This window comes from Phytomonospora endophytica (genome assembly GCF_014202425.1).
Lineage (GTDB): Bacteria > Actinomycetota > Actinomycetes > Mycobacteriales > Micromonosporaceae > Phytomonospora > Phytomonospora endophytica.
Window position 1 is genome coordinate 222,326 of sequence record NZ_JACHGT010000009.1, and the last position, 18,595, is coordinate 240,920.

Consider the following 18,595-nt stretch of genomic DNA (forward strand, 5'->3'; position numbering starts at 1 on the left):
GAGACCCGGCCGGGCGACCGCGGTCGCCCCCGTCTGCGTCGTCACAGCTCGGGCTCCTTCCGGGTGGGCTCCAGCTCGCCGGCCAGGAGCTCGCGGGCGAAGTGGCAGGCCGACTGGCGCCCGCCGAGGTCGAGTGAGGGCGGCACCTCGGAACGGCACACGTCCCGCACGAAGCGGCATCGCGGGTGGAACGGGCAGCCCGAGGGGATCTTCGTCAGGTTCGGCGGGAGCCCCGGGATGGTGCGCAGGGTCTTGCCCTTGTCGTCGAGACGCGGGATCGAGTTGAGCAGTCCGAGCGTGTAGGGGTGCGCGGGACTGCGGTACAGGGCGTGCACGTCGGCGTGTTCGATGATCCGGCCGGCGTACATCACGGCGATGCGGTCGGCGACGTCGGCGACGACGCCGAGGTCGTGGGTGATGAGGATCATCGCGGTGTTCATCTCGCGCCGCAGTTCCCCGAGCAGGTCCATGATCTGGGCCTGCACGGTCACGTCGAGGGCCGTGGTCGGCTCGTCGGCGATGACGACGTTCGGCTGCTGGGCGAGGGCCATGGCGATCATGACGCGTTGCCGCATGCCGCCGGAGAACTGGTGCGGGTAGGACTTCAGCCGCTCGCGCGCGGCCGGGATGTTCACCAGTTCCATCAGTTCGACGGCCCGTTCCAGGGCGTCCTTCTTGGACAGTCCTTCGCGCTTGCGCAGGGCCTCGGAGATCTGCCAGCCGACGGTGAACACGGGGTTCAGGGCCGAGAGCGCGTCCTGGAAGATGATCGAGATCTCCCGGCCCCGCACGGCCCGCCGCTCGGCTTCGCCGACCTTGAGCAGATCCTTGCCCTGGTAGAGGATCCGGCCGCCGGTGACGAACCCGGGCGGACTGTCCAGGATGCCCATGATGGCCTGCGCGGTGACCGACTTGCCGGAGCCCGACTCCCCCAGCACGGCCAGGGTCTCGCCGGCGTCGAGGTGGTAGGAGACGCCGTTGATGACCTTGGCGACCCCTTCCCCGGTCCGGAACTCCACGTAGAGGTCGTCGACCTCCAGGAGGTGCCCGCCGCCGTCGTCGGGACCGGGCGAGCTCTCCTTCTCCACAATGGACTGCGAGTGTCTACCCATCTCATTCACCGCAACTTCGGGTCGAAGGCCTCGCGCACGGCGTCGCCGAGCATGATGAAGGCCAGCACGGTCAGGGCAAGGAACGTCGACGGGAACAGCACCGGCCCGAGCGCGTTGCGGACGCGGCCGGTGGCGTCGGCGATGTCGGCGCCCCAGGAGATCTCGCCTTTGAGGCCGATGCCGAGGAAGGACAGGGTCGCCTCGACGGAGATGAACGAGCCGAGGGCGATGGTGAGCACGACGATGACGGGGGCCATCGCGTTGGGCGCGATGTGGCGCATCATGATGCGTTTGTCGTTGGCGCCGAGCATGCGCGCGGCCTGCACGTAGTCCTGGCCTTTGGCCGAGATCACCGAGGAGCGCACGATCCGCGCCGGGCTCGTCCAGCCCAGCAGGGCCAGGGCGAGCACGACCGGCCAGACGCCGTCCAGCTCCACCGAGGAGAGGATGACGATCGCACCCAGCAGCAGCGGGATGCCCAGGACGATGTCGGTGACGCGGGCGATGACCGCGTCGGCCCAGCCGCCGTAGTAGCCGGCCAGCATGCCGAGGACGATCGCGATGACCGCCACGCCGATGACCGAGTACAGGCCGACCTGGAGTGAGGCCTTGGCGCCGTAGATGGTGCGCGCGTAGATGTCGCAGCCCTGGAGGTTGTAGCCGAACCAGGCCTCCGAGCTCGGCGGCTGGAGCGAGCGGCTCAGGTCGCAGGCGGCCGGGTCGGCGCCGGTGAACAGCGACGGCCAGACGGCCATGAGCACCAGGATCACGATGATGACCGCCGAGATGATGGCGATCGGGTTCTTGCGCAGGTCCCGCCACGCGTCGGAGGCGAGGGACCGCGCGCGGCCCGCGCCGGCCTCGCCTTCGGCGAGGGCGACCACGGAGTCGGCGGGCGGCAGTGCGTTCTGATCACTCATAGCGGATCCGAGGGTCGAGGACGGCGTACAGGACGTCGACGAGCAGGTTCATGAGCAGGTACACGATCACCAGCAGGCTGACGATCGTGACGACCGTCGGGCCGTCTTCGAGACCGATGGCCTTGGCCAGTTCGAAGCCGATGCCGGGGATGTTGAAGATCTTCTCGGTGACGATGGCGCCGCCCATGAGGCCGCCGAGTTCGATGCCGAGGAAGGTGATGACCGGGATGAGGGAGTTGCGCAGGACGTGCACGCCGACGACCCGGGATCGCTTGAGCCCTTTGGACTTGGCGGTGCGGACGTAGTCGGCGCGCAGGTTCTCGCCGACGGAGCTGCGGGTGAGCCGCACGGCCGTGGCCAGGGACAGCGAGCCGAGGACGAGCGCCGGGACGAGGTAGGCCAACAGCTTTCCCGATCCGCCGACGTTGGTGGTCCACAGCCCCCACTTGGCGCCGAAGAGGGCCAGGGTCGAACCGATGACGAACACCGGGATCGAGATGACGATGAGGGTCAGCAGCAGCACGACGGTGTCGAACACGCCCCCGCGTTTCATCGCCACGATCACGCCGAGGGTGATGCCGACGACGACGACGAAGATGAAGGCGATGAACGCGAGTTTCAGCGTGTAGGGCCAGGCCGTGGCGACGATCTGGCCGATGTCGCGGCCGGAGGTGTTGACGCCGAGGTCGAAGGTCAGCAGGTCCCTCATGTAGTAGAGGTACTGCACGATGAACGGCTGATCGAGGTGGAACTCCTGGATGAGCGCCTGCCGGACCGACGGGCTCAGCGGCTTCTCGCCGGCCAGCGCGGCGATCGGGTCGCCGCTGGCGGCGAACATGAGCCAGTACACCAGAAGCGTGGTGCCGAAGAAGGCGAGCACCATCTGGAGTAGTCGGCGGATGATGTAGCGGAACATCGCAGCCCCTCATGGGCCGGCGGGGCGGCCCCTCACGGTGTCCTTTGTGGACGGGGGCCGGGGCGGCGGACCGCCCCGGCCGTCCGCCTCAGGCGTTCTCGATCGCCAGCAGGTCGAGCTCGTAGAACAGGTCGATGGTGACGTTCTTGACCTTGTCGGAGTAGCCGAAGTTGTTACGGCCGAAGCGCATCGGCAGGACCGGGAGCTTCTCGGCGAGGACGTCCTCGGCGGCCTGGAAGTCCGGGAAGGACGCCTCGGCGGTCTCGGCGCCGAAGCCCTTCTTCAGCAGGTCGTCGAAGTTCTCGTCGCAGAAACCGGAGTAGTTCGGCTGCGGGATCGCGTTGCAGCTGTACAGCGGCTCCAGGTAGTTGTCCATCGTCGGGTAGTCGGGGATCCAGCCCTGACGGAAGAGGCCGACGGCCTCCTTCTTCGACAGCGAGGTCAGCAGGTCGGCGAACTTCGGCACCGGGTTGCCGGTGCAGGTCACGCCGAGGTTGGTGGCCAGCTGGTTGCAGGTGGCGTCGATCCACTCCTTGTGGCCGCCGTCGGCGTTGTAGCTGATCTGGATGGTGTCCTTCCCGCCGGCCGCGGTGTAGAGCGTCTTGGCCTCGGTCGGGTTGAACTGGCACCATTCGCCGCAGGAGTTCTCCCGGGCGCCGGGGAACTGCGGCGAGACCCACGAGGTGGCCGGGGTCTGCGAGCCCTGGAAGATCGTGTCGACGATCGCCGTGCGGTCGATGGCCATCGAGATCGCCTGGCGGATGCGGACGTCCTCGAACTCCTTCTGGTAGACCGGGAAGGCCAGGCCCTGGAAGGAGCCCGACGGGGTCTGCCCGAAGCGGTCGCCGAGGTCGCTCTTGGCGTTGCCGATCTGCGCGGTCGGGATGGTCTTGACGACGTCGAGGTTGCCGCCGACGACGTCGTTGTACTGGGCCCCGGCGTCCTGGTAGATCTTGAAGTCGACGCCCTTGATCTTCGGCTTGGTGCCGGTGTAGGCGTCCCAGGCCTCGACCGAGATCTGCTGGTCGTGCTCCCAGTTGCCCTTCATCTTGAAGGGGCCGTTGCCGATCGGCGAGTTCTGGAAGGCGGCCGTGTCGTCGAAGGCGACCGAGGGCAGCGGCAGGAAGTTGGTGTACCCGAGGGTGGTGTCGAAGGCCGCGTAGGGCGAGGCCAGAGTGACCTTGATGGTCAGGTCGTCGACCTTCTCCAGGCCCGACATCCGGTCAGTGGGCGGCGTGGAACCGTCGGTCGGGTTCAGCGCGGCGTAGCCGTCGATCTTGTTGTAGTAGGAGTTGAGGTCCTGGGCGTTGGGGCCGTAGGCGCCGTAGTTCCAGGAGTTGATGTAGCTGTCGGCGGTGACCTTCTCCCCGTTGTGGAAGGTGTAACCGTCCTTGAGCTTGATGGTCCAGACCTTGTTGGCCTCGCTGGGCTCGATCGACGCGGCCGCTTCGAGCTCGGTCTCAAGGTTGTCGTTGTATCGGACCAGGGGCGTGTAGAGCGCGGAGAGGACCTGGTGTCCCTCGGTCTCACCGACCGACGTCACCAGGAGGCTCTTCGGCTCACCGATGCCGACACTGATGAACCCCTCACCACTGCCGCCGCCGTCGTCCCCGCCGCCACAGCCCACGAGCACGGCCGCGGCGAGCGGCATGCTCACGAAGGCGCAAAGCGCGCGCTTCCCCATTGCGTCTCCCTATGCCTCGAAGTCGACCGGCCGGGGCCGCCAGGACGCGTGCGCGAACGGCCAGCCCAGGTCACATTGGCCACCATACGCGCTGATTTTTGAGAAATAGGTGATTCGTCCGCTTGAGGGCGACTCGCGTCGTCACGGACCCGTGACCGGCGGCGATCCCGCCTGGCGGGCATCCTCAGCACCGGATACCCGTGGGCGGTAAGGTCGTCCACATGAGAGGGGCGTACAGGTGTCGGGCGTATCCCGGCCCCGAGCAGGCGGCGATCCTTCCCCGCACGTTCGGGCGTGTGCGCGAGGTCTGGAACGCCTGGCGAAGATGAGCGCCCCGCTGAGCTTCACGTGGTCGTGGCCCGAGACCGGCCGCGACGGTATCGAGTCCCGCGCGGCCGATCTCGCGGTGACCTCCGGCGGCGAGCGCCTCACCGGCCCGGCGCGCCTGTCGCGGCACGAGCGGAAACCGGCCCGCCACCTGCGGCGGGCCGCGCACCGCCGCCCCGGTTCGCGCAACCGCGCGAAGGCCAGGGCGAAGACCGACCGCGCCCGCGGCCGCGCACGGCGCGCCCGCACCGACTTTCCGCAGCGCGCCTCCACCGGCCTCGTGCGCCGCTACGATCTGCTGGTCGTCGAAGAACTCGCGGTGACCGGCCCGCGCCCCAACCGCCGCTACGCCAAACGCCCTCCCGATACCGGGTGGCCGGCGTTTCGGTCGATGCTGGAGTACCAGGCCGCCAGGTGGGGCCGCCGGCTGATCACCGTCGACCGGTTCTTCCCCTCGTCACGAACCTGCTCCCACCGCGGGCACCTCCCGGCCCGCCCGGCCGACACGACCGGGCGCCGGACGTACCCTTCATGCCGCACCCCGCACGACAGGGACGTCGACGCGGCGAAGAACATCCTGGCCGAAGGACGTTCGGTTGCGGCCTGTGGAGCCGATATGGGACGGCGAGGGACACCCCTTCCGCGATCGGCCGTGAAGCAGGAACCCTCGCCCGCGAGGGTGAGAACCCTCCACTAGGTGGAGAGAAAGTCAAGACATGACCCAGTACCTGACCGTCCTCGGGATCGTCATCGTCGTGGTCGCCGTGTACGCGGCGTCACGCCGGATGGGGATCCTCGCCCCCATCCCCCTCATGATCACCGGCGTGATTCTGGGCCTCACGCCGTGGATCAACACCCCCGGCCTCGACCCCGAGCTGATCCTCTTCGGTTTCCTGCCGCCGCTGCTGTTCGTGGCCGCGCAGGAGTTCTCCGTACCGGCGTTCCGCCTGCACATGCGCCCGATCCTGCTGCTGGCCGTCGGGCTGGTGATCTTCACGTCCCTCGCCGTCGGTTTCGCGCTGCACGCCGTCATGCCCGAGATCCCGCTGTCGGCGGCGCTGGCACTGGGCGCGGTCGTCGGGCCGCCCGACGCGGTCTCGGCGATCGCCGTGGCGCGCAAGCTCGGGCTGCCGCGCAAGCTGGTGACCATCCTCGAAGGCGAGAGCCTGCTCAACGACGCGACCGCGCTGGTGCTGCTGCGCGTGGCCGTGGCCGCCGCGGTCGGCGAGGCCGTCGGCATCGGCGGGGTCGCCCTGACCGCCGCGCAGTCTGCCGGGGGCGGCCTGCTCGTCGGGCTGATCGCCGGGGTCGTCATCTCCTTCCTGCACCGGCGCACCCTGTACCCGCTGCTCGACAACGCCATCAGCCTCATCACGCCCTTCGCGGCCTACTACGCCGCCGAGCTCATCCACGGCTCCGGTGTGGTCGCGGTCGTCGTCACCGGCCTCTACGTCGGGCACCGGCTCCCGACGATGATGTCGGCGGCGTCGAGACTCCAGATGGCGGCCTTCTGGAAGATGGTCGTGTTCATGCTCGAAGGCGCGGTGTTCGTGCTGGTCGGGCTGCACATCAACCTCATCGTGCACGACCTCACCGAGCCCATCCACGTACTCATCGGACTGTCGGCGCTGGTCGTCGGCATCGTCATCGTCGCGCGCTTCCTGTGGATCATCCCGGCCAGCTACATGACCAGGCTGTTCCCCAACCGCGACCGCGACCGCGAGTCCCTCACCTACCCCATCGTGCTCAGCTGGGCCGGGATGCGCGGTGCCATCACCCTCGCGGCCGCGCTGACCCTGCCGCTGTACCTGTCCGACGGGGTCACGCCCTTCCCGCACCGGACCCTGCTCATCTGGCTCGCCTTCGTCACGATCATGGCGACCCTCCTGCTCCAGGGCACGACCCTGCCCACGCTGGTCCGCAAACTCAAGGTGAAACAGGACGACCCGAAGATGGACGCGCTCGCCGAGGCGGCCGTCCAGCACGAGGCCACGCGCGCCGCCCTCGTCCGGCTCGAACAGGAGATCACCGAACAGCCGGCACCGCAGGAGGTCGTGCAGCGACTGCGGCAGGGGGCGACGATCCGCGCCAACCACGCCTGGGAGCGGCTCGGGCCCGAGGAGATCGAGACGCCCTCGGACAGCTATCGGCGGCTGCGGCACGCGATGCTCGACACCGAGCGGGGCGTGTTCGTCTCCGCCCGCGACGAGGGCCGCATCCCCGACGAGGTCCTGACCCGCGTCCAGCGCGACATGGACCTGGAGGAGTCCCTGCTCGGGCGGGAACACGGATAGCCCTCGCGGAGTTACGGTGATCTCGTGGCGGCGACGCCACGGTCGGGCGCACACGAGGAGCATCCATGAACTGCACGCACCTGGACCACGCCGGGGACATGCCGCTGCCCGCGGAACTGTTCTGCGCCCGCTGCGTCGAGGCGGGCCAGCACGACTGGGTGCACCTGCGGATGTGCCTCGAATGCGGGAACGTGGCGTGCTGCGACTCCTCTTCGGCCCAGCACGCCACCGCCCACTTCAAGGAGACCGGCCACCCGGTCATGCGCTCGGCCGAGCCGGGCGAGGAGTGGCGCTGGTGCTACGTCGACGAGGTCCTCGGCTGAGCTAGCCGAGGGCCGCGGTCACCAGGCGCAGAAGCTCGTCGTGGACGTGACCGTTGCTGTACAGGCCGGCGTGGAGGTCGACGCGGGTCCCGCCCGACAGGTCGCTGAAACGGCCGCCGGCCTCCTCGACGATCGGCACGACGGCGGCGTGGTCCCAGGCCCCGCCGCCGAGCAGGACGTAGGCGTCGAGCAGGCCCTCGGCGACCATCAGGCCGCCGTGCACGTTGCCGGTCGCCTCCCGCAGCGAGTCGCCCTCCTCACGCGTCGGGCGCAGGACGGCGGCGGCCGCGCTCAGGGCGTCGACGACCGGGCGGCGGTCGGCGGACACGCGGTGGGCGACGGGCCACATCGCGATCGCCGACTTGTCCAGCGTCGCCGTCGAGGTCACGCCGAGGCGCTTGGCCTCTCCCCCGTTCGGGGCCGTCCAGGCGCCTTCGCCGACGGCCGCCCACCAGCGTCGCGCGAGGGCGGGCGCCGAGGCGAGACCGACGGTGACCACGCCGTCGTCCTGCAGGCCGATGAGGGTGCTCCAGGCGTCCTTCTTGCCGATGAAGTGCGAGGTCCCGTCGATCGGGTCGATGATCCAGTGGCGCGAACCGGGACCGTCGTCGGTGCCGAACTCCTCGCCGATGACGAGGTCGGTGGGACGTACGGAGGCCAGCTCGTCGCGCAAGACCCGCTCGACCTCCCGGTCGGCGAGCGTCACGGGCGAACCGTCGGGCTTGGTCACGGTCCCGAGGTCCTCGCCGTCGTAGTAGCGCATGGAGATCGGGTCGGCGAGATCGGCGAGGCGGCGGGCGATGGCGAGATCATCGGCATAGGTCATGCCTTGCCACTCTAGGGTCGTCACTCTTCGGCGTCGGACGCGCGCTGTGGGAGGATGCGGCCATGCAGCTCCTTGACGGTAAGGCCACCGCCGCGGCCATCAAAGACGAACTGACGATCCGGGTCAAGGCCCTGGCCACCAAGGGGGTCACGCCCGGTCTGGCGACCGTTCTGGTCGGCGACGACCCCGCCTCGAAGGTGTACGTGGCCAGCAAGCACCGCGACTGCGCGGCCGTCGGGATCCACTCGGTGCAAAAGCAGCTGCCCGCCGACGCGACCTTCCCGCAGATCGCCGAGGTCATCGACGAGCTCAACGCCGACGACGCCATTCACGGTTACATCGTTCAGCTGCCGCTGCCCGCCGGGATCAGCCAGCAGGCCGTGCTGGAGCGCATCGACCCCGACAAGGACGCCGACGGCCTCCACCCCGTCAGCCTCGGCCGGCTCGTGCTCGGCGAGCAGGGCGCGCTGCCGTGCACGCCGCGCGGGATCGTCGAGCTGCTGCGCCGCTACGACGTGCCCCTCAACGGCGCCGAGGTCGTCGTCATCGGGCGCGGCATCACCGTCGGGCGCCCGCTCGGGCTGCTGCTGACCCGTCGCAGCGAGAACGCGACCGTCGTCCTCTGCCACACCGGAACGCGCGACCTGGCCGAGCACACCCGCCGCGCCGACATCATCGTCGTCGCCGCCGGCAAGGCCGGGCTGCTCACGCCCGACATGGTCCGGCCCGGGGCCGCCGTGCTCGACGTCGGCGTGACCCGCGAGGTCCAGGCCGACGGCAAGGCCAGGATCCTCGGCGACGTCGCACCCGAGGTCGCCGCCGTCGCCGGTCACCTCGCGCCCATGCCCGGCGGGGTCGGGCCGATGACGCGCGCGATGCTGCTGACGAACGTCGTGGAGCGCGCCGAACAGCTCGCGTGAGATCCGCGACCTCCCACGCCTACCCGACGGGCTCGGGCGCCGGGCGTGCGCGTAGGTTCGCCTTAACGACCTGTCAAGGGACTCAAAGGAGCAGCCAGAATGGGCAAGAAGGTCACCGTCGTCGGCGCCGGTTTCTACGGCTCCACCACGGCGCAGCGGCTGGCGGAGTACGACGTCTTCGAGACCGTCGTGCTGGTGGACGTAGTCGACGGCAAGCCGGAGGGTCTGGCGCTGGACCTGAACCAGTCGCGGCCGATCGAGGGCTTCGAGACCCAGGTCATCGGCAAGACCGTCGGCACCGACGGGTCGGGCTACGAGGTCATCGAGGGCTCCGACGTCGTCATCATCACGGCCGGTTTCCCGCGTAAGCCGGGCATGAGCCGGATGGACCTCCTGGAGAAGAACGCCGGGATCGTCCGCCCCGTGTCGGAGAACGTCGCGAAGTACGCGCCGAACGCCGTGATCATCGTGGTCACCAACCCGCTCGACGAGATGACCGCGCTGGCGCAGATCGCCTCGCAGCTGCCCAAGCAGCGCGTCCTCGGGCAGGCGGGCATGCTCGACACCGCGCGCTTCAGCCACTTCGTGGCCGAGGCCGCCGGCGTCCCGATCGCCGCGGTCAAGACCCTGACCCTCGGCTCGCACGGCGACACCATGGTGCCCGTGCCGTCCGCGTGCACCGTCGACGGCAAGCCGCTGTCGGACGTGCTGTCGGCCGAGAAGATCGAGGAGCTCGTCGTGCGCACGCGCAACGGCGGTGCCGAGGTCGTCGCACTGCTCAAGACCGGCTCGGCGTACTACGCGCCCTCGGCCGCCGCGGCCCGCATGGCCAAGGCCGTCGCCGAGGACTCCGGCGCGGTCATGCCGGTCTGTGCGTGGGTCGACGGCGAGTACGGCATCGAAGGCGTCTACCTGGGCGTCGAGGCCGAGCTGGGCGCCGTGGGCGTGCGCAAGGTCGTCGAGACCTCGCTGACCGACACCGAGCTCGCCGGGCTCAAGGAGGCCGCCGAGGCCGTCCGCGCCAAGCAGGCTGACGTCGCGAGCATGTAGTCGGGTAGGGAACGCCCGCACCGAGGTGCGGGATTCACCGGTCGTCGCGAGGCCGGTGGTGGTTCGGCAGACGTCCGGCCGGGATTTCCGGCCGGACGTTTTTCGTGGTCGTCGGACTGCTCGACTTCCGGACCGGCCGCTTCCCGGACGCGGCTCGGAGCCGAACTCCCCCACTCACATCGACGCCTTTCGACTTACGCGGAGTTAACACCCTGGGTGCGAACATCCTCGTATGGCCCTAAACATCCGCTTTGTCATCACGCGTCCGTCCCGGATCCGCCGCGGCTCCCGCCCGCGGATCCGCGGGCCGCCCCTGCGCGCGGCCGTCCCCGCCCTTCCCCACGGCCTCCGCACCCGCGACGGCGAAGCGCGTCAGGAACTCGCGGAGCGCGTCCATCCCCTCGGGCGCGTCGGTGTCGCCGTCGGTCATGAGGTGCGCGAGGTTCGGCATCACCGTCGGCCAGCCCGCGATCGCCACCAGCGTCAGGAACAGCCGCTGCGCCTCGCCCATGTCGGTGAGTCCCAGCTGCGCGGCCATGTCCTCGATGCGCGCGCGGTAGAAGGCGCGGCGTTCGGCGTCGGCGACGAGGTCGCGGTTGCCCATCTCCAGTGACTCCCACATGAAGATGCGCATGAGGCTGGGGTCGCGGCGGTGGAACTCGAAGACGCGGCGGACGAAGTCGCCGACGTTCTCGCCCTCGGCGATCTCCAGCGGCGTCGCCGCGCGGATCTGCTGGAGCGCCATCTCCAGCACGATGTCGTACAACTTCTCCTTGCTCCCGAAGTACGCGTAGATCCGCTCCTTGTTGGCCCCGGCCTCGCGCGCGATCCGGTCGACCCGTGCGCCGGCGAGACCGTGCGCGGCGAACTCGCGGCGGGCGGCGTCGAGGAGTCGCCCGCGCGTCGCTTCGGGGTTGCGTGACATGCATGACAGCTTAGCCGGTTGCCAACCAACTAGTTGGTTGGTTAGCGTGTGCACATGACAACGGCCACCCTCCACCGACCGGCCCGGACCGCGCGGGCCGTCCCGGCCGCCACCCGCCTCCTCCCCACGATCCTCGTCCTCGCGCCGACGGCCCTCCTCGCGACCGGCCAGCTCTACCTCGGCATCCCGCTCGTCCCCGCCGTCGCCGCCGACTGGCAGGCCACGCCCGCCGCCGCCCTGAGCGCGCTGACCACCTTCGGCCTCGGCTACGCCACCGGCGTCCTCGTCTTCGGTCTCCTCGTCGACCGGCTCGGCGCCCGGCGGGTCATGACCTACGGCCTGCTCGCCGCCGCCCTGGCGACCGCGGCCGTCACGTTCGCCGGCGACCTGACCGGCGCCTATGTCCTGCGCGGGGTCCAGGGCTTCGCCGTCGGCGCCTTCCCGCCCGCCGCTTTCGCCTACATCGGCGCGACGGTTCCCATGGCGCGCAAGGGACTGGTGTTCTCCTGCCTGACCGGCGGCTTCCTGGCGGCGGGCGGACTCGCCCAGCTCGCCGGACAGGGCGTGGTCGCCGTGACCGACTGGCGGACCGCTTTCCTCGGCGGGGCCGCGCTCATGCTCGCCGCCGCGGTCGCGGTCCGGCTCGTCTTGCGGCCGGATCCGGTGCGCACCAAGGACTCGGCGCCCGCGCGCTTGAAGGTCACCGGACGACTGACCGGACTGTACGCGGCGGCCTTCACGCTGCTCGTCGGCTTCGTGACCGTCTACACCGGACTCCAGCTCTCCGGCGACGTCGATCCCGGATCGCTGCCCTGGCTGCGTCTGAGCGCCGTTCCGGCGGTAGTGGTCGTGCCGTTCCTCATCGGACGGTCGCGGATGACACCGACGAGGCGCGCGGCGATCGGGCTGGCCGTGGTCGCCGTCGTGACCGCGATCCTCGCCTTCGTCACCGCACCGACCGTCGTGCTGGCCGCGCTGCTGTTCGTCCTCACGCTCGCCGTCGCGACCTCCGCGCCGAGTCTCGCCGAGGCCGTCGGCACCGAATCGGGACCCGCCCGCGCCTTCGGGGCCGGGATCTTCAACGCCTGCCTGCTCACCGGCGCGAGCGTCGCCGGACCGGTCGCGTCCACTCTCGACGGACGGACCACCTCGATCCTCGTCGCCGCCGCCGTCACCGCCCTCGGGGCGTCGGCCGCGTTTTCCGCCCATCGCAACCACATCCGAAGGGAACACCCATGAGCGACACGCGCCAGACCGTCGAGACCTTCCTCGCCGGCCTCGGAAAAGGGGACATCGACGGGGTGCTCGGCCTCTGCGCCGACCCGATCGACATGGCCGTGCACGGATCGCCGCTCGTTCCGTGGCTGGGCAGGCGAAGCAGCCACATCCAGGTCGCCGAGTTCTTCAACCTGATCCACAACCTCTGCACGCCCGAACGCTTCGAGATCGAGACGATCGTCGTCGACGGCGACGAGGCCGTCGTCCTCGGCGACTTCCGCTACCTGGTCAACGAGACCGGAAAGAACTTCGACTCGACGTTCGCCCTGCGCCTGACGGTGACCGGCGGCCGCGTCACCAGGTACCACATGCACGAGGACTCCTACGCGATCCACCTCGCCTTCGGCGGAGACGGCGAACCCGGAGTCTGACCCCCAGACGAGCGCGGCACCCCCGGCCAGGTGTCACCGGGGGTGCCGCGTTCTCCGCGAACGGGGACGTTCGAACCCAGAGTGTCAACTCCGCGCAGGCCGAAAGATGTCGATCCCGGCCCGGCCAACGCCCTACGTCGCCACCTGCACCGGCTCCGGCGGCTCACCGCGCCGGGTCATCAGCGCGCGCCCGACCGGCAGCCGCTGCGGCGCGACACCATTGGCCAGCCGCCCTTCCATCCGGTCGCCGGAGAACATCATGGTCGGCGGCGACATGTCCGACAGCGTCTGCAGGAACGGCTCGTACAGCGCCCGCGAGGCACCACCGGTCCGGCGCGCCACGATCACGTGGAACCCGAGGTCGCGCCCCTGCGGGATGAACTCGATCAGCGGCGCCAGCGGGTTCCCGTTCGCCGAGGCGACCAGGTCGTAGTCGTCGACGATCAGGAAGACCTCATATCCCTTCCACCACGAACGATCCCGCAGCTGCTTCGGCGTCACGTCCGGCCCCGGGAGGCGGGCGCGCAGCCCGTTGGCGAGCTCCTGCGCGTTCTGCGCCGTGTGCGCCGCCGAGGTGCAGTAGGTCAGCTCGTACTCGGGCGGCACCTCTTCGAGGTGCGTGCGACGGAAGTCGACCATCATGACGCCGACGTCGCCGACGGGCCGGCGGATCACCTGGCCGATGATCGTCCGCAGCAGCGTCGACTTGCCGGTCTGCGGATCCCCGTAGACGACCAGGTGCGGGTCGACGTCGAAGTCGATGCGCGCCGGGCCGAGATCCCTTTCGGACAGTCCGACGACCGGCAGCATCCCGAAGGGGTCCTCGGCGTCGTCGGCGACGTAGCTCGGCACGAGCTCGCCGATCTCGACGTGCGAGGGCAGGACGCGCACCTGTGGGACCGGTGGCTGCGGCCAGCGCCCGCTGACTTCCCTGGCCAGCTGGGCGATCGCGGCCGGGAGGTCCTCGGATTCGGTGACGCCGTCGATGCGCGGCAGCGCGACGTGGCCGTACTGCTCGTCCGACCACAGTAGACGGCCGGGGACCTCCTTCGGGAGCGCCTCGGCGAGCTTGCGGTCGATGCCGGAGTCGAAGGGGTCGGACAGGCGAAGTTCGACGCGGCCGCCGATCGAGGCCGTCAGGCGGGTGCGGATCTGCGTCGAGTTCACCGCCGTCAGCACGGTGTGCACGCCGAGGGCCGGGCCGCGGCCGACGATCTCCATCAGCGGGTCTTCGAGTTCGAAGTCCACCTCGCGCAGCGCGCCCCAGCCGTCGATGACGAACACGACGTCGCCGGCGATCTCCGGCGGGATCTCACCGGCCGCGCGCGCCTTGCGCAGGCGGGCCGGGGAGTCGAGGCCGTATCGCTGCATGGCGGCTTCGCGGATGTCCAGCTGCGCCTTCACATCGGCGATCACGCGACGCATCAGTTCCGGCTCGGAGCGGCCCGCGACGGCCGCGACGTGCGGCAGCGCGGCGAGGGGCGCGAGCGCGCCGCCGCCGTAGTCGACGATGTAGCAGGCGATCTGGCCGGGTTCGTAGCGCAGCGCGAGGCCGGAGATGAGGGTGCGGATCAGCGTCGACTTGCCCGAGACCGGGGCGCCGTAGACGGCGAGGTTGGCGTCGGAACCGGTCAGGTCCCATTCGAGGGGCTTCTGCCGCTGGTCGCGCGGGGCGTCGTGCAGACCGAGGATCGCGGTGACCTTCAGGGGATCGGTGACGGGGTCGAGTGCGCCCGGGACCGCGTCGAGGGTCATCGCGTCCGGCAGCGGCGGCAGCCAGACCGGCCGCACGGGTGCGGCCTCGGTGGAGGAGAGCCGGTCGACGAGGACCTGCAGGACGGTGCGCTCCTCGGGGGCGGCGTGGCCGCCGTGACCGGACGAGCCGTCGGGCGCGATCGCCGCCAGCGCTTGGGAGACGCCCATCAGGGGCGCGGCCGGCGGCGGCCACGGCAGTACCGGCAGGCGCTCCTCGCTGTCCTCGCGCGGCGGCTGGTAGGCGCCGGAGACCATGGCGGCCTTGAAACGGGTGAACACCGAGGTGTCCACCTTCAGGTAGCCGGAGCCCGGCTCGGGCGGCAGGCGGTAGGCGTCGGGGACGCCGATCGCGTCGCGGCTCTCGCCTTCGGAGAAGGTCCGCAGGCCGATCCGGTACGACAGGTGCGATTCCAGGCCGCGGATCGCGCCGCCTTCGAGTCGCTGCGTGGCCAGCAGGAGGTGGACGCCGATGGAGCGGCCGATGCGGCCGACGGCGACGAAGAGTTCGGCGAAGTCGGGTTTGGCGGTCAGCAGCTCGGAGAACTCGTCGATGATGACCAGCAGGTGCGGCAGGGGATCCAGCTCCGGCCGGGTCTTGCGCAGCCGCGTGTAGGCGTGCACGTTCGGGAGGTTCCCGACGTCCTTGAGGAGTTGCTGGCGGCGCAGCATCTCACCGTAAAGGGCTTCGCGGAAACGGTCGACGAGGGCGAGGTCGTCGGCGAGGTTGGTGATGCTGCCGGCGTTGTGCGGCAGGGGATCCAGGTCGGCGAAGGTCGCGCCGCCCTTGAAGTCGACGGTGAGCAGCGCGAGCTGTTCCGGGTTGTGCCGGACGGCGAGGGCGGCCACGAGCGTCCGCAGCGCCTCCGACTTTCCCGAACCGGTCGCGCCGACGATCAGGCCGTGCGGGCCCATGCCGCCGAGCGCGGACTCCTTGAGGTCCAGGTCGACGATCTCGCCGTCGGGTCCGACGCCGATCGGCACCCGCAGCGCGTCCTCGTCCCGGCGTGAGTTCCACATGTATTCGACGTCAACGGTTCCGGGGTCCGACAGGCCGAGGATCTCGGCGAGCCCGTGCACGCTGTGCAGGGCCTCGCCGCTCTCGGCCTCGGCCAGCCGGTAGGGGCTCAGGGCCCGCGCGATCCCGGCGGCCTCGGCGATCCCGACCTTGTCCATGAGCCCGAGCAGCGGTTCGCGCTCCTTCGGTTCCTCGCCCGGGGGTGTCTCCACGGGGATCCGGAGGTCGAGCGCCGCGGTGACCTCACCGTCGCCGGTGACGAGGAGGCGGGCCTCGACGCGTTCGGGCTCCTGCCGCTGTTCGGCGATGATGCTGACGATGTGGATGCCGAGGTCGGCCGGGGAGATGTCCTCGTCCCACAGCCCGGCGATGGAGACCTGCTGTTCGCCGTCGACGATGACGACCAGGTGCTGGGTGCCCGGGCCGGGCGGGCCGCCGCGGCGGCGGCGCCAGTCCTGGCTGCGGCGGTGGATGTCCTCGGCGAGCGCTTCGGCGAGTTCGCCGGTGCTCTCGCACAGCAGCGGGCGCGGGAGGGGTCCGCTGCCGGGGCCTTCGGCGAGGACGTGCGGGAGGAAGAGCGACCAGTGCCAGCGGTCGGCGAGGGTGCGGTGCCTGACGATGGCGACGCGGGCGTCATCGGGTGAGACGAGGGTGGTCAGCTGGGTGAGCATCGTGCGGGCGACGGCGCGGCCGTTCTCGTAGTCGCCGATGACGGAGACGTTGCCGTAGCGGCCCAGCGGGATGGTCAGCGGCTGGCCGCCGATCGTCGCGTAGTGGTCGACGAGCTCTTCGGCGCTGCTCTGGCAGACGGGGTCGTATGTGTTGAGGGGGTTGGGATCCACGTTCAGCGTGAGGGTCCGGGCCAGTGGCACGCGTGCGAGTCCACAACGGATGGTGAGCAGTTCGGGGTCGGCGCCGCGCCGTTCCCAGCGGCGGGCTGGGCCGCTGACGATGTCGGCGAGCAGCTCGGGGTGCGGGTGGCGCAGGGCCTGGGACTCCCGCTGTCCGCGCGCGGCCTTGCGGATCGTGCCGCGCATGTCCTCCAGGTAGTCGAGGTAGCGTTCGCGCTGGTCGCGCAGCTTCCGTTTGGGGCCGCTGCGCATCGAGATCCACATGACGACGCCGAGGGCGACGCTGGCGACGAGCATGAGCAGCCCGGCGGCGGCGTAGAGGGGCCGGTTGGCGTTGGTCAGGGCCATCATGAGCGCGCCGGAGCCCGACATCATGGGCATGATGACCATCGCCATGTTCATCGCGGCGCTGCCCGGTTCGGGCAGCTGCGGTGGCGCGGCCAGCTTGATCGGAGTGGTGGAGACCTCCGGGACCGGTTGCCTGGCGGGCCTGCGCACCAGCGTCGTGCTCACCGGATTCCTCCCATGCAGATGCTCCTCAATGGACATCCCCGGTTAACGGGGGCCAAGCGTATCGTTGTGCAGCAGGCGTGATCCTGGCAAGCTGCAGTGGCCAAATCTTGAACTACAGGGAGATTTCCTTGCCAGGTCAGTACAGTGCGGTGACCGTGGTGGGACCGCAGTCCACAAGGGACATCGCGTTGCCGACCAATGTGCCGCTGGCCGAACTGCTGCCGCAGTTGCTGCGGCCCGGGCTGCTGCGCACCGAGCCGACCGAGGTCAACCCGGCCGGCTGGACGCTGACCACGGTGGAGGGCTACCGGATCGCGCCGGGCCGCACCCTCGCCGAGGCCGAGGTCGGCGACGGCGAGGTCCTGCACCTCCACGACGCCACCGACCAGATCATCCCGACGCCCGTCGAGGACATCCGCGACGCCATCGAGGATCACGTCGACGGCGGCGGCAGGGCCTGGCAGGCCGGTACCGGCCGCGTCTACGCCACCGCGCTGGCCGCGCTCGTCGTCGGTGCGGCGGCCTTCCTCGGCGGCAGCGCCACCGCGGTGATCCTGACCGGTGTGCTGATCTGCCTGCTGTCGGTGGTGGTCACCTGGTGGTCGGCGGCCGAGAACCATTCCCTGGCAAGGCTCGCGATCATCGGCGGGGCCCTGTGGGCCTGGCGCGTGGCGCACCTGGCGACCGCCGGGGTCGTCGGCGACGGCATGGCCGGTGAGGCGACCCGGCACACCTACGGCGCCTCGGCGGCGCTGCTCGTCACCGTCCTGTGCCTCATCGGCACTCCCCTGGCGCTCCCCTACGTCACCGCGCTCGGCGGGGTGACGCTGCTCGGATCCATCGGGGCGGCGGCACTCGCGATGGGCGCGCCACTCGCGCCGACCGCCGCGGGCGTCCTGCTGGCGGCGCTGTTCACCCTCGGCATCATGCCCCGGGTCTCGATGACCACCGGCGGTCTGTTCGGCATGGACCGCCGCATCCAGGCCGGCGAGTCGGCCACCACCGAGGACCTGCGGCTGCGCCTCGAACGCATCGACGCGATGCTGTGCGGCGGACTGATCGCGCTGTCCTTCTCCGTCGCGCTCACCTCGATCGTGCTGACCATCGACGGCGGCGTCTTCGAGGGCTGGCTCGCCGTCGGCTCGGCGGTGGCGCTGCTGACCCGATCCCGTGTCTTCGACCAGATCCGGCACGTGGCACCGCTGCGGATCGCCGGCACCGCCGCCGTCGGCTTCGCCGCCTGGATCTGGCTCAACCAGGTCACCGCAATGAGCCCCTGGCTGCCCGCCGTCGCCGTCCTCGTCGCGCTCGGCTACGCCGGCACGACGACGATCCCGCGGTCCACAGTGGGCAGTGCCCGCACCCGGCGGATCGTCGGCGTCGCCGAGATCGTCCTGGTCAGCGCGCTGGTCGCCATCGCGGGCAAGGTCGTCGGCATCTACGACATGGTCGCGGCCATGTCGAACTGACCACGACGCGCACGCACGGGCCCGGCCGCTTCGGCGGCCGGGCCCG

The 18,595-nt window shown here is 70.4% G+C and carries 16 protein-coding genes; 9 read left to right on the top strand and 7 right to left on the bottom strand.

The window, feature by feature from the left end; genetic code table 11:
- Positions 1-41 precede the first annotated feature (41 nt).
- The 4 genes from HNR73_RS21730 to HNR73_RS21745 all read right to left on the bottom strand — a co-directional run bounded on the left by HNR73_RS21730 (position 42) and on the right by HNR73_RS21745 (position 4,632).
- Positions 42-1,112: an ABC transporter ATP-binding protein gene (locus tag HNR73_RS21730; protein ID WP_203686032.1), complete on the bottom strand. Its 1,071-nt coding sequence runs from the start codon at positions 1,110-1,112 to the stop codon at positions 42-44.
- A gap of 5 nt (positions 1,113-1,117) precedes the next feature.
- Positions 1,118-2,032 (bottom strand): ABC transporter permease, encoded by a 915-nt coding sequence (locus HNR73_RS21735; protein ID WP_184789405.1) that lies wholly within the window; start codon positions 2,030-2,032, stop codon positions 1,118-1,120.
- Positions 2,025-2,948 (bottom strand): ABC transporter permease, encoded by a 924-nt coding sequence (locus tag HNR73_RS21740; protein ID WP_184789406.1) that lies wholly within the window; start codon positions 2,946-2,948, stop codon positions 2,025-2,027. The genes HNR73_RS21735 and HNR73_RS21740 overlap by 8 nt, the downstream gene beginning before the upstream one ends.
- A gap of 88 nt (positions 2,949-3,036) precedes the next feature.
- A complete protein-coding gene (locus tag HNR73_RS21745) occupies positions 3,037-4,632 on the bottom strand; it encodes a peptide ABC transporter substrate-binding protein (protein WP_184789407.1) in 1,596 nt (531 codons plus the stop codon).
- Between the two features lie 221 nt (positions 4,633-4,853).
- Between HNR73_RS21745 and HNR73_RS41230 the strand changes: the two genes are divergently transcribed.
- From HNR73_RS41230 to HNR73_RS21760, 4 genes are all read left to right on the top strand, one after another.
- Positions 4,854-4,961, top strand: coding sequence for a helix-turn-helix domain-containing protein (locus tag HNR73_RS41230; protein WP_203686034.1), 108 nt, complete (start codon positions 4,854-4,856; stop codon positions 4,959-4,961).
- Positions 4,958-5,656 carry an RNA-guided endonuclease InsQ/TnpB family protein gene (locus HNR73_RS21750; protein WP_203686036.1) on the top strand — a complete coding sequence of 233 codons (699 nt, stop codon included), beginning with the start codon at positions 4,958-4,960 and terminating at the stop codon, positions 5,654-5,656. Before HNR73_RS41230 ends, HNR73_RS21750 begins: the two co-directional genes overlap by 4 nt.
- Positions 5,657-5,675: 19 nt before the next feature.
- Positions 5,676-7,253, top strand: coding sequence for a Na+/H+ antiporter (locus HNR73_RS21755; protein ID WP_184789408.1), 1,578 nt, complete (start codon positions 5,676-5,678; stop codon positions 7,251-7,253).
- Positions 7,254-7,318: 65 nt separating this feature from the next.
- Entirely contained in the window at positions 7,319-7,576 is a 258-nt protein-coding gene (locus tag HNR73_RS21760; protein ID WP_184789409.1) for a UBP-type zinc finger domain-containing protein, read from the top strand.
- Between the two features lies 1 nt (position 7,577).
- Here HNR73_RS21760 and HNR73_RS21765 read toward each other — a convergent pair whose 3' ends face one another.
- The gene (locus HNR73_RS21765) at positions 7,578-8,402 is read right to left on the bottom strand and encodes an inositol monophosphatase family protein (protein ID WP_184789410.1); all 825 of its coding nucleotides are present in this window, start codon (positions 8,400-8,402) and stop codon (positions 7,578-7,580) included.
- 62 nt (positions 8,403-8,464) lie between these two features.
- On the opposite strand from HNR73_RS21765, the gene HNR73_RS21770 reads away from it, so the two are divergent.
- Positions 8,465-9,322 (top strand): bifunctional methylenetetrahydrofolate dehydrogenase/methenyltetrahydrofolate cyclohydrolase, encoded by an 858-nt coding sequence (locus HNR73_RS21770; protein WP_184789411.1) that lies wholly within the window; start codon positions 8,465-8,467, stop codon positions 9,320-9,322.
- A 99-nt stretch (positions 9,323-9,421) separates the two neighbouring features.
- Positions 9,422-10,372 (top strand): malate dehydrogenase, encoded by a 951-nt coding sequence (mdh, locus tag HNR73_RS21775; RefSeq protein ID WP_184789412.1) that lies wholly within the window; start codon positions 9,422-9,424, stop codon positions 10,370-10,372.
- Between the two features lie 238 nt (positions 10,373-10,610).
- Here mdh and HNR73_RS21780 read toward each other — a convergent pair whose 3' ends face one another.
- Positions 10,611-11,297 (bottom strand): TetR/AcrR family transcriptional regulator, encoded by a 687-nt coding sequence (locus tag HNR73_RS21780; protein WP_184789413.1) that lies wholly within the window; start codon positions 11,295-11,297, stop codon positions 10,611-10,613.
- Between the two features lie 54 nt (positions 11,298-11,351).
- Here HNR73_RS21780 and HNR73_RS21785 point away from each other — a divergent pair, with 54 nt between their 5' ends.
- Positions 11,352-12,536, top strand: coding sequence for an MFS transporter (locus HNR73_RS21785; protein ID WP_184789414.1), 1,185 nt, complete (start codon positions 11,352-11,354; stop codon positions 12,534-12,536).
- Positions 12,533-12,946, top strand: coding sequence for a nuclear transport factor 2 family protein (locus HNR73_RS21790; protein WP_184789415.1), 414 nt, complete (start codon positions 12,533-12,535; stop codon positions 12,944-12,946). Before HNR73_RS21785 ends, HNR73_RS21790 begins: the two co-directional genes overlap by 4 nt.
- A gap of 132 nt (positions 12,947-13,078) precedes the next feature.
- Here the strand turns inward: HNR73_RS21790 and eccCa are convergent, their stop codons facing one another.
- Positions 13,079-17,080 (bottom strand): type VII secretion protein EccCa, encoded by a 4,002-nt coding sequence (gene eccCa / locus HNR73_RS21795; RefSeq protein WP_203686038.1) that lies wholly within the window; start codon positions 17,078-17,080, stop codon positions 13,079-13,081.
- Between the two features lie 128 nt (positions 17,081-17,208).
- Here eccCa and eccD point away from each other — a divergent pair, with 128 nt between their 5' ends.
- Positions 17,209-18,549 (top strand): type VII secretion integral membrane protein EccD, encoded by a 1,341-nt coding sequence (gene eccD / locus HNR73_RS21800; protein WP_184789417.1) that lies wholly within the window; start codon positions 17,209-17,211, stop codon positions 18,547-18,549.
- The last annotated feature ends 46 nt before the right edge of the window (positions 18,550-18,595 follow it).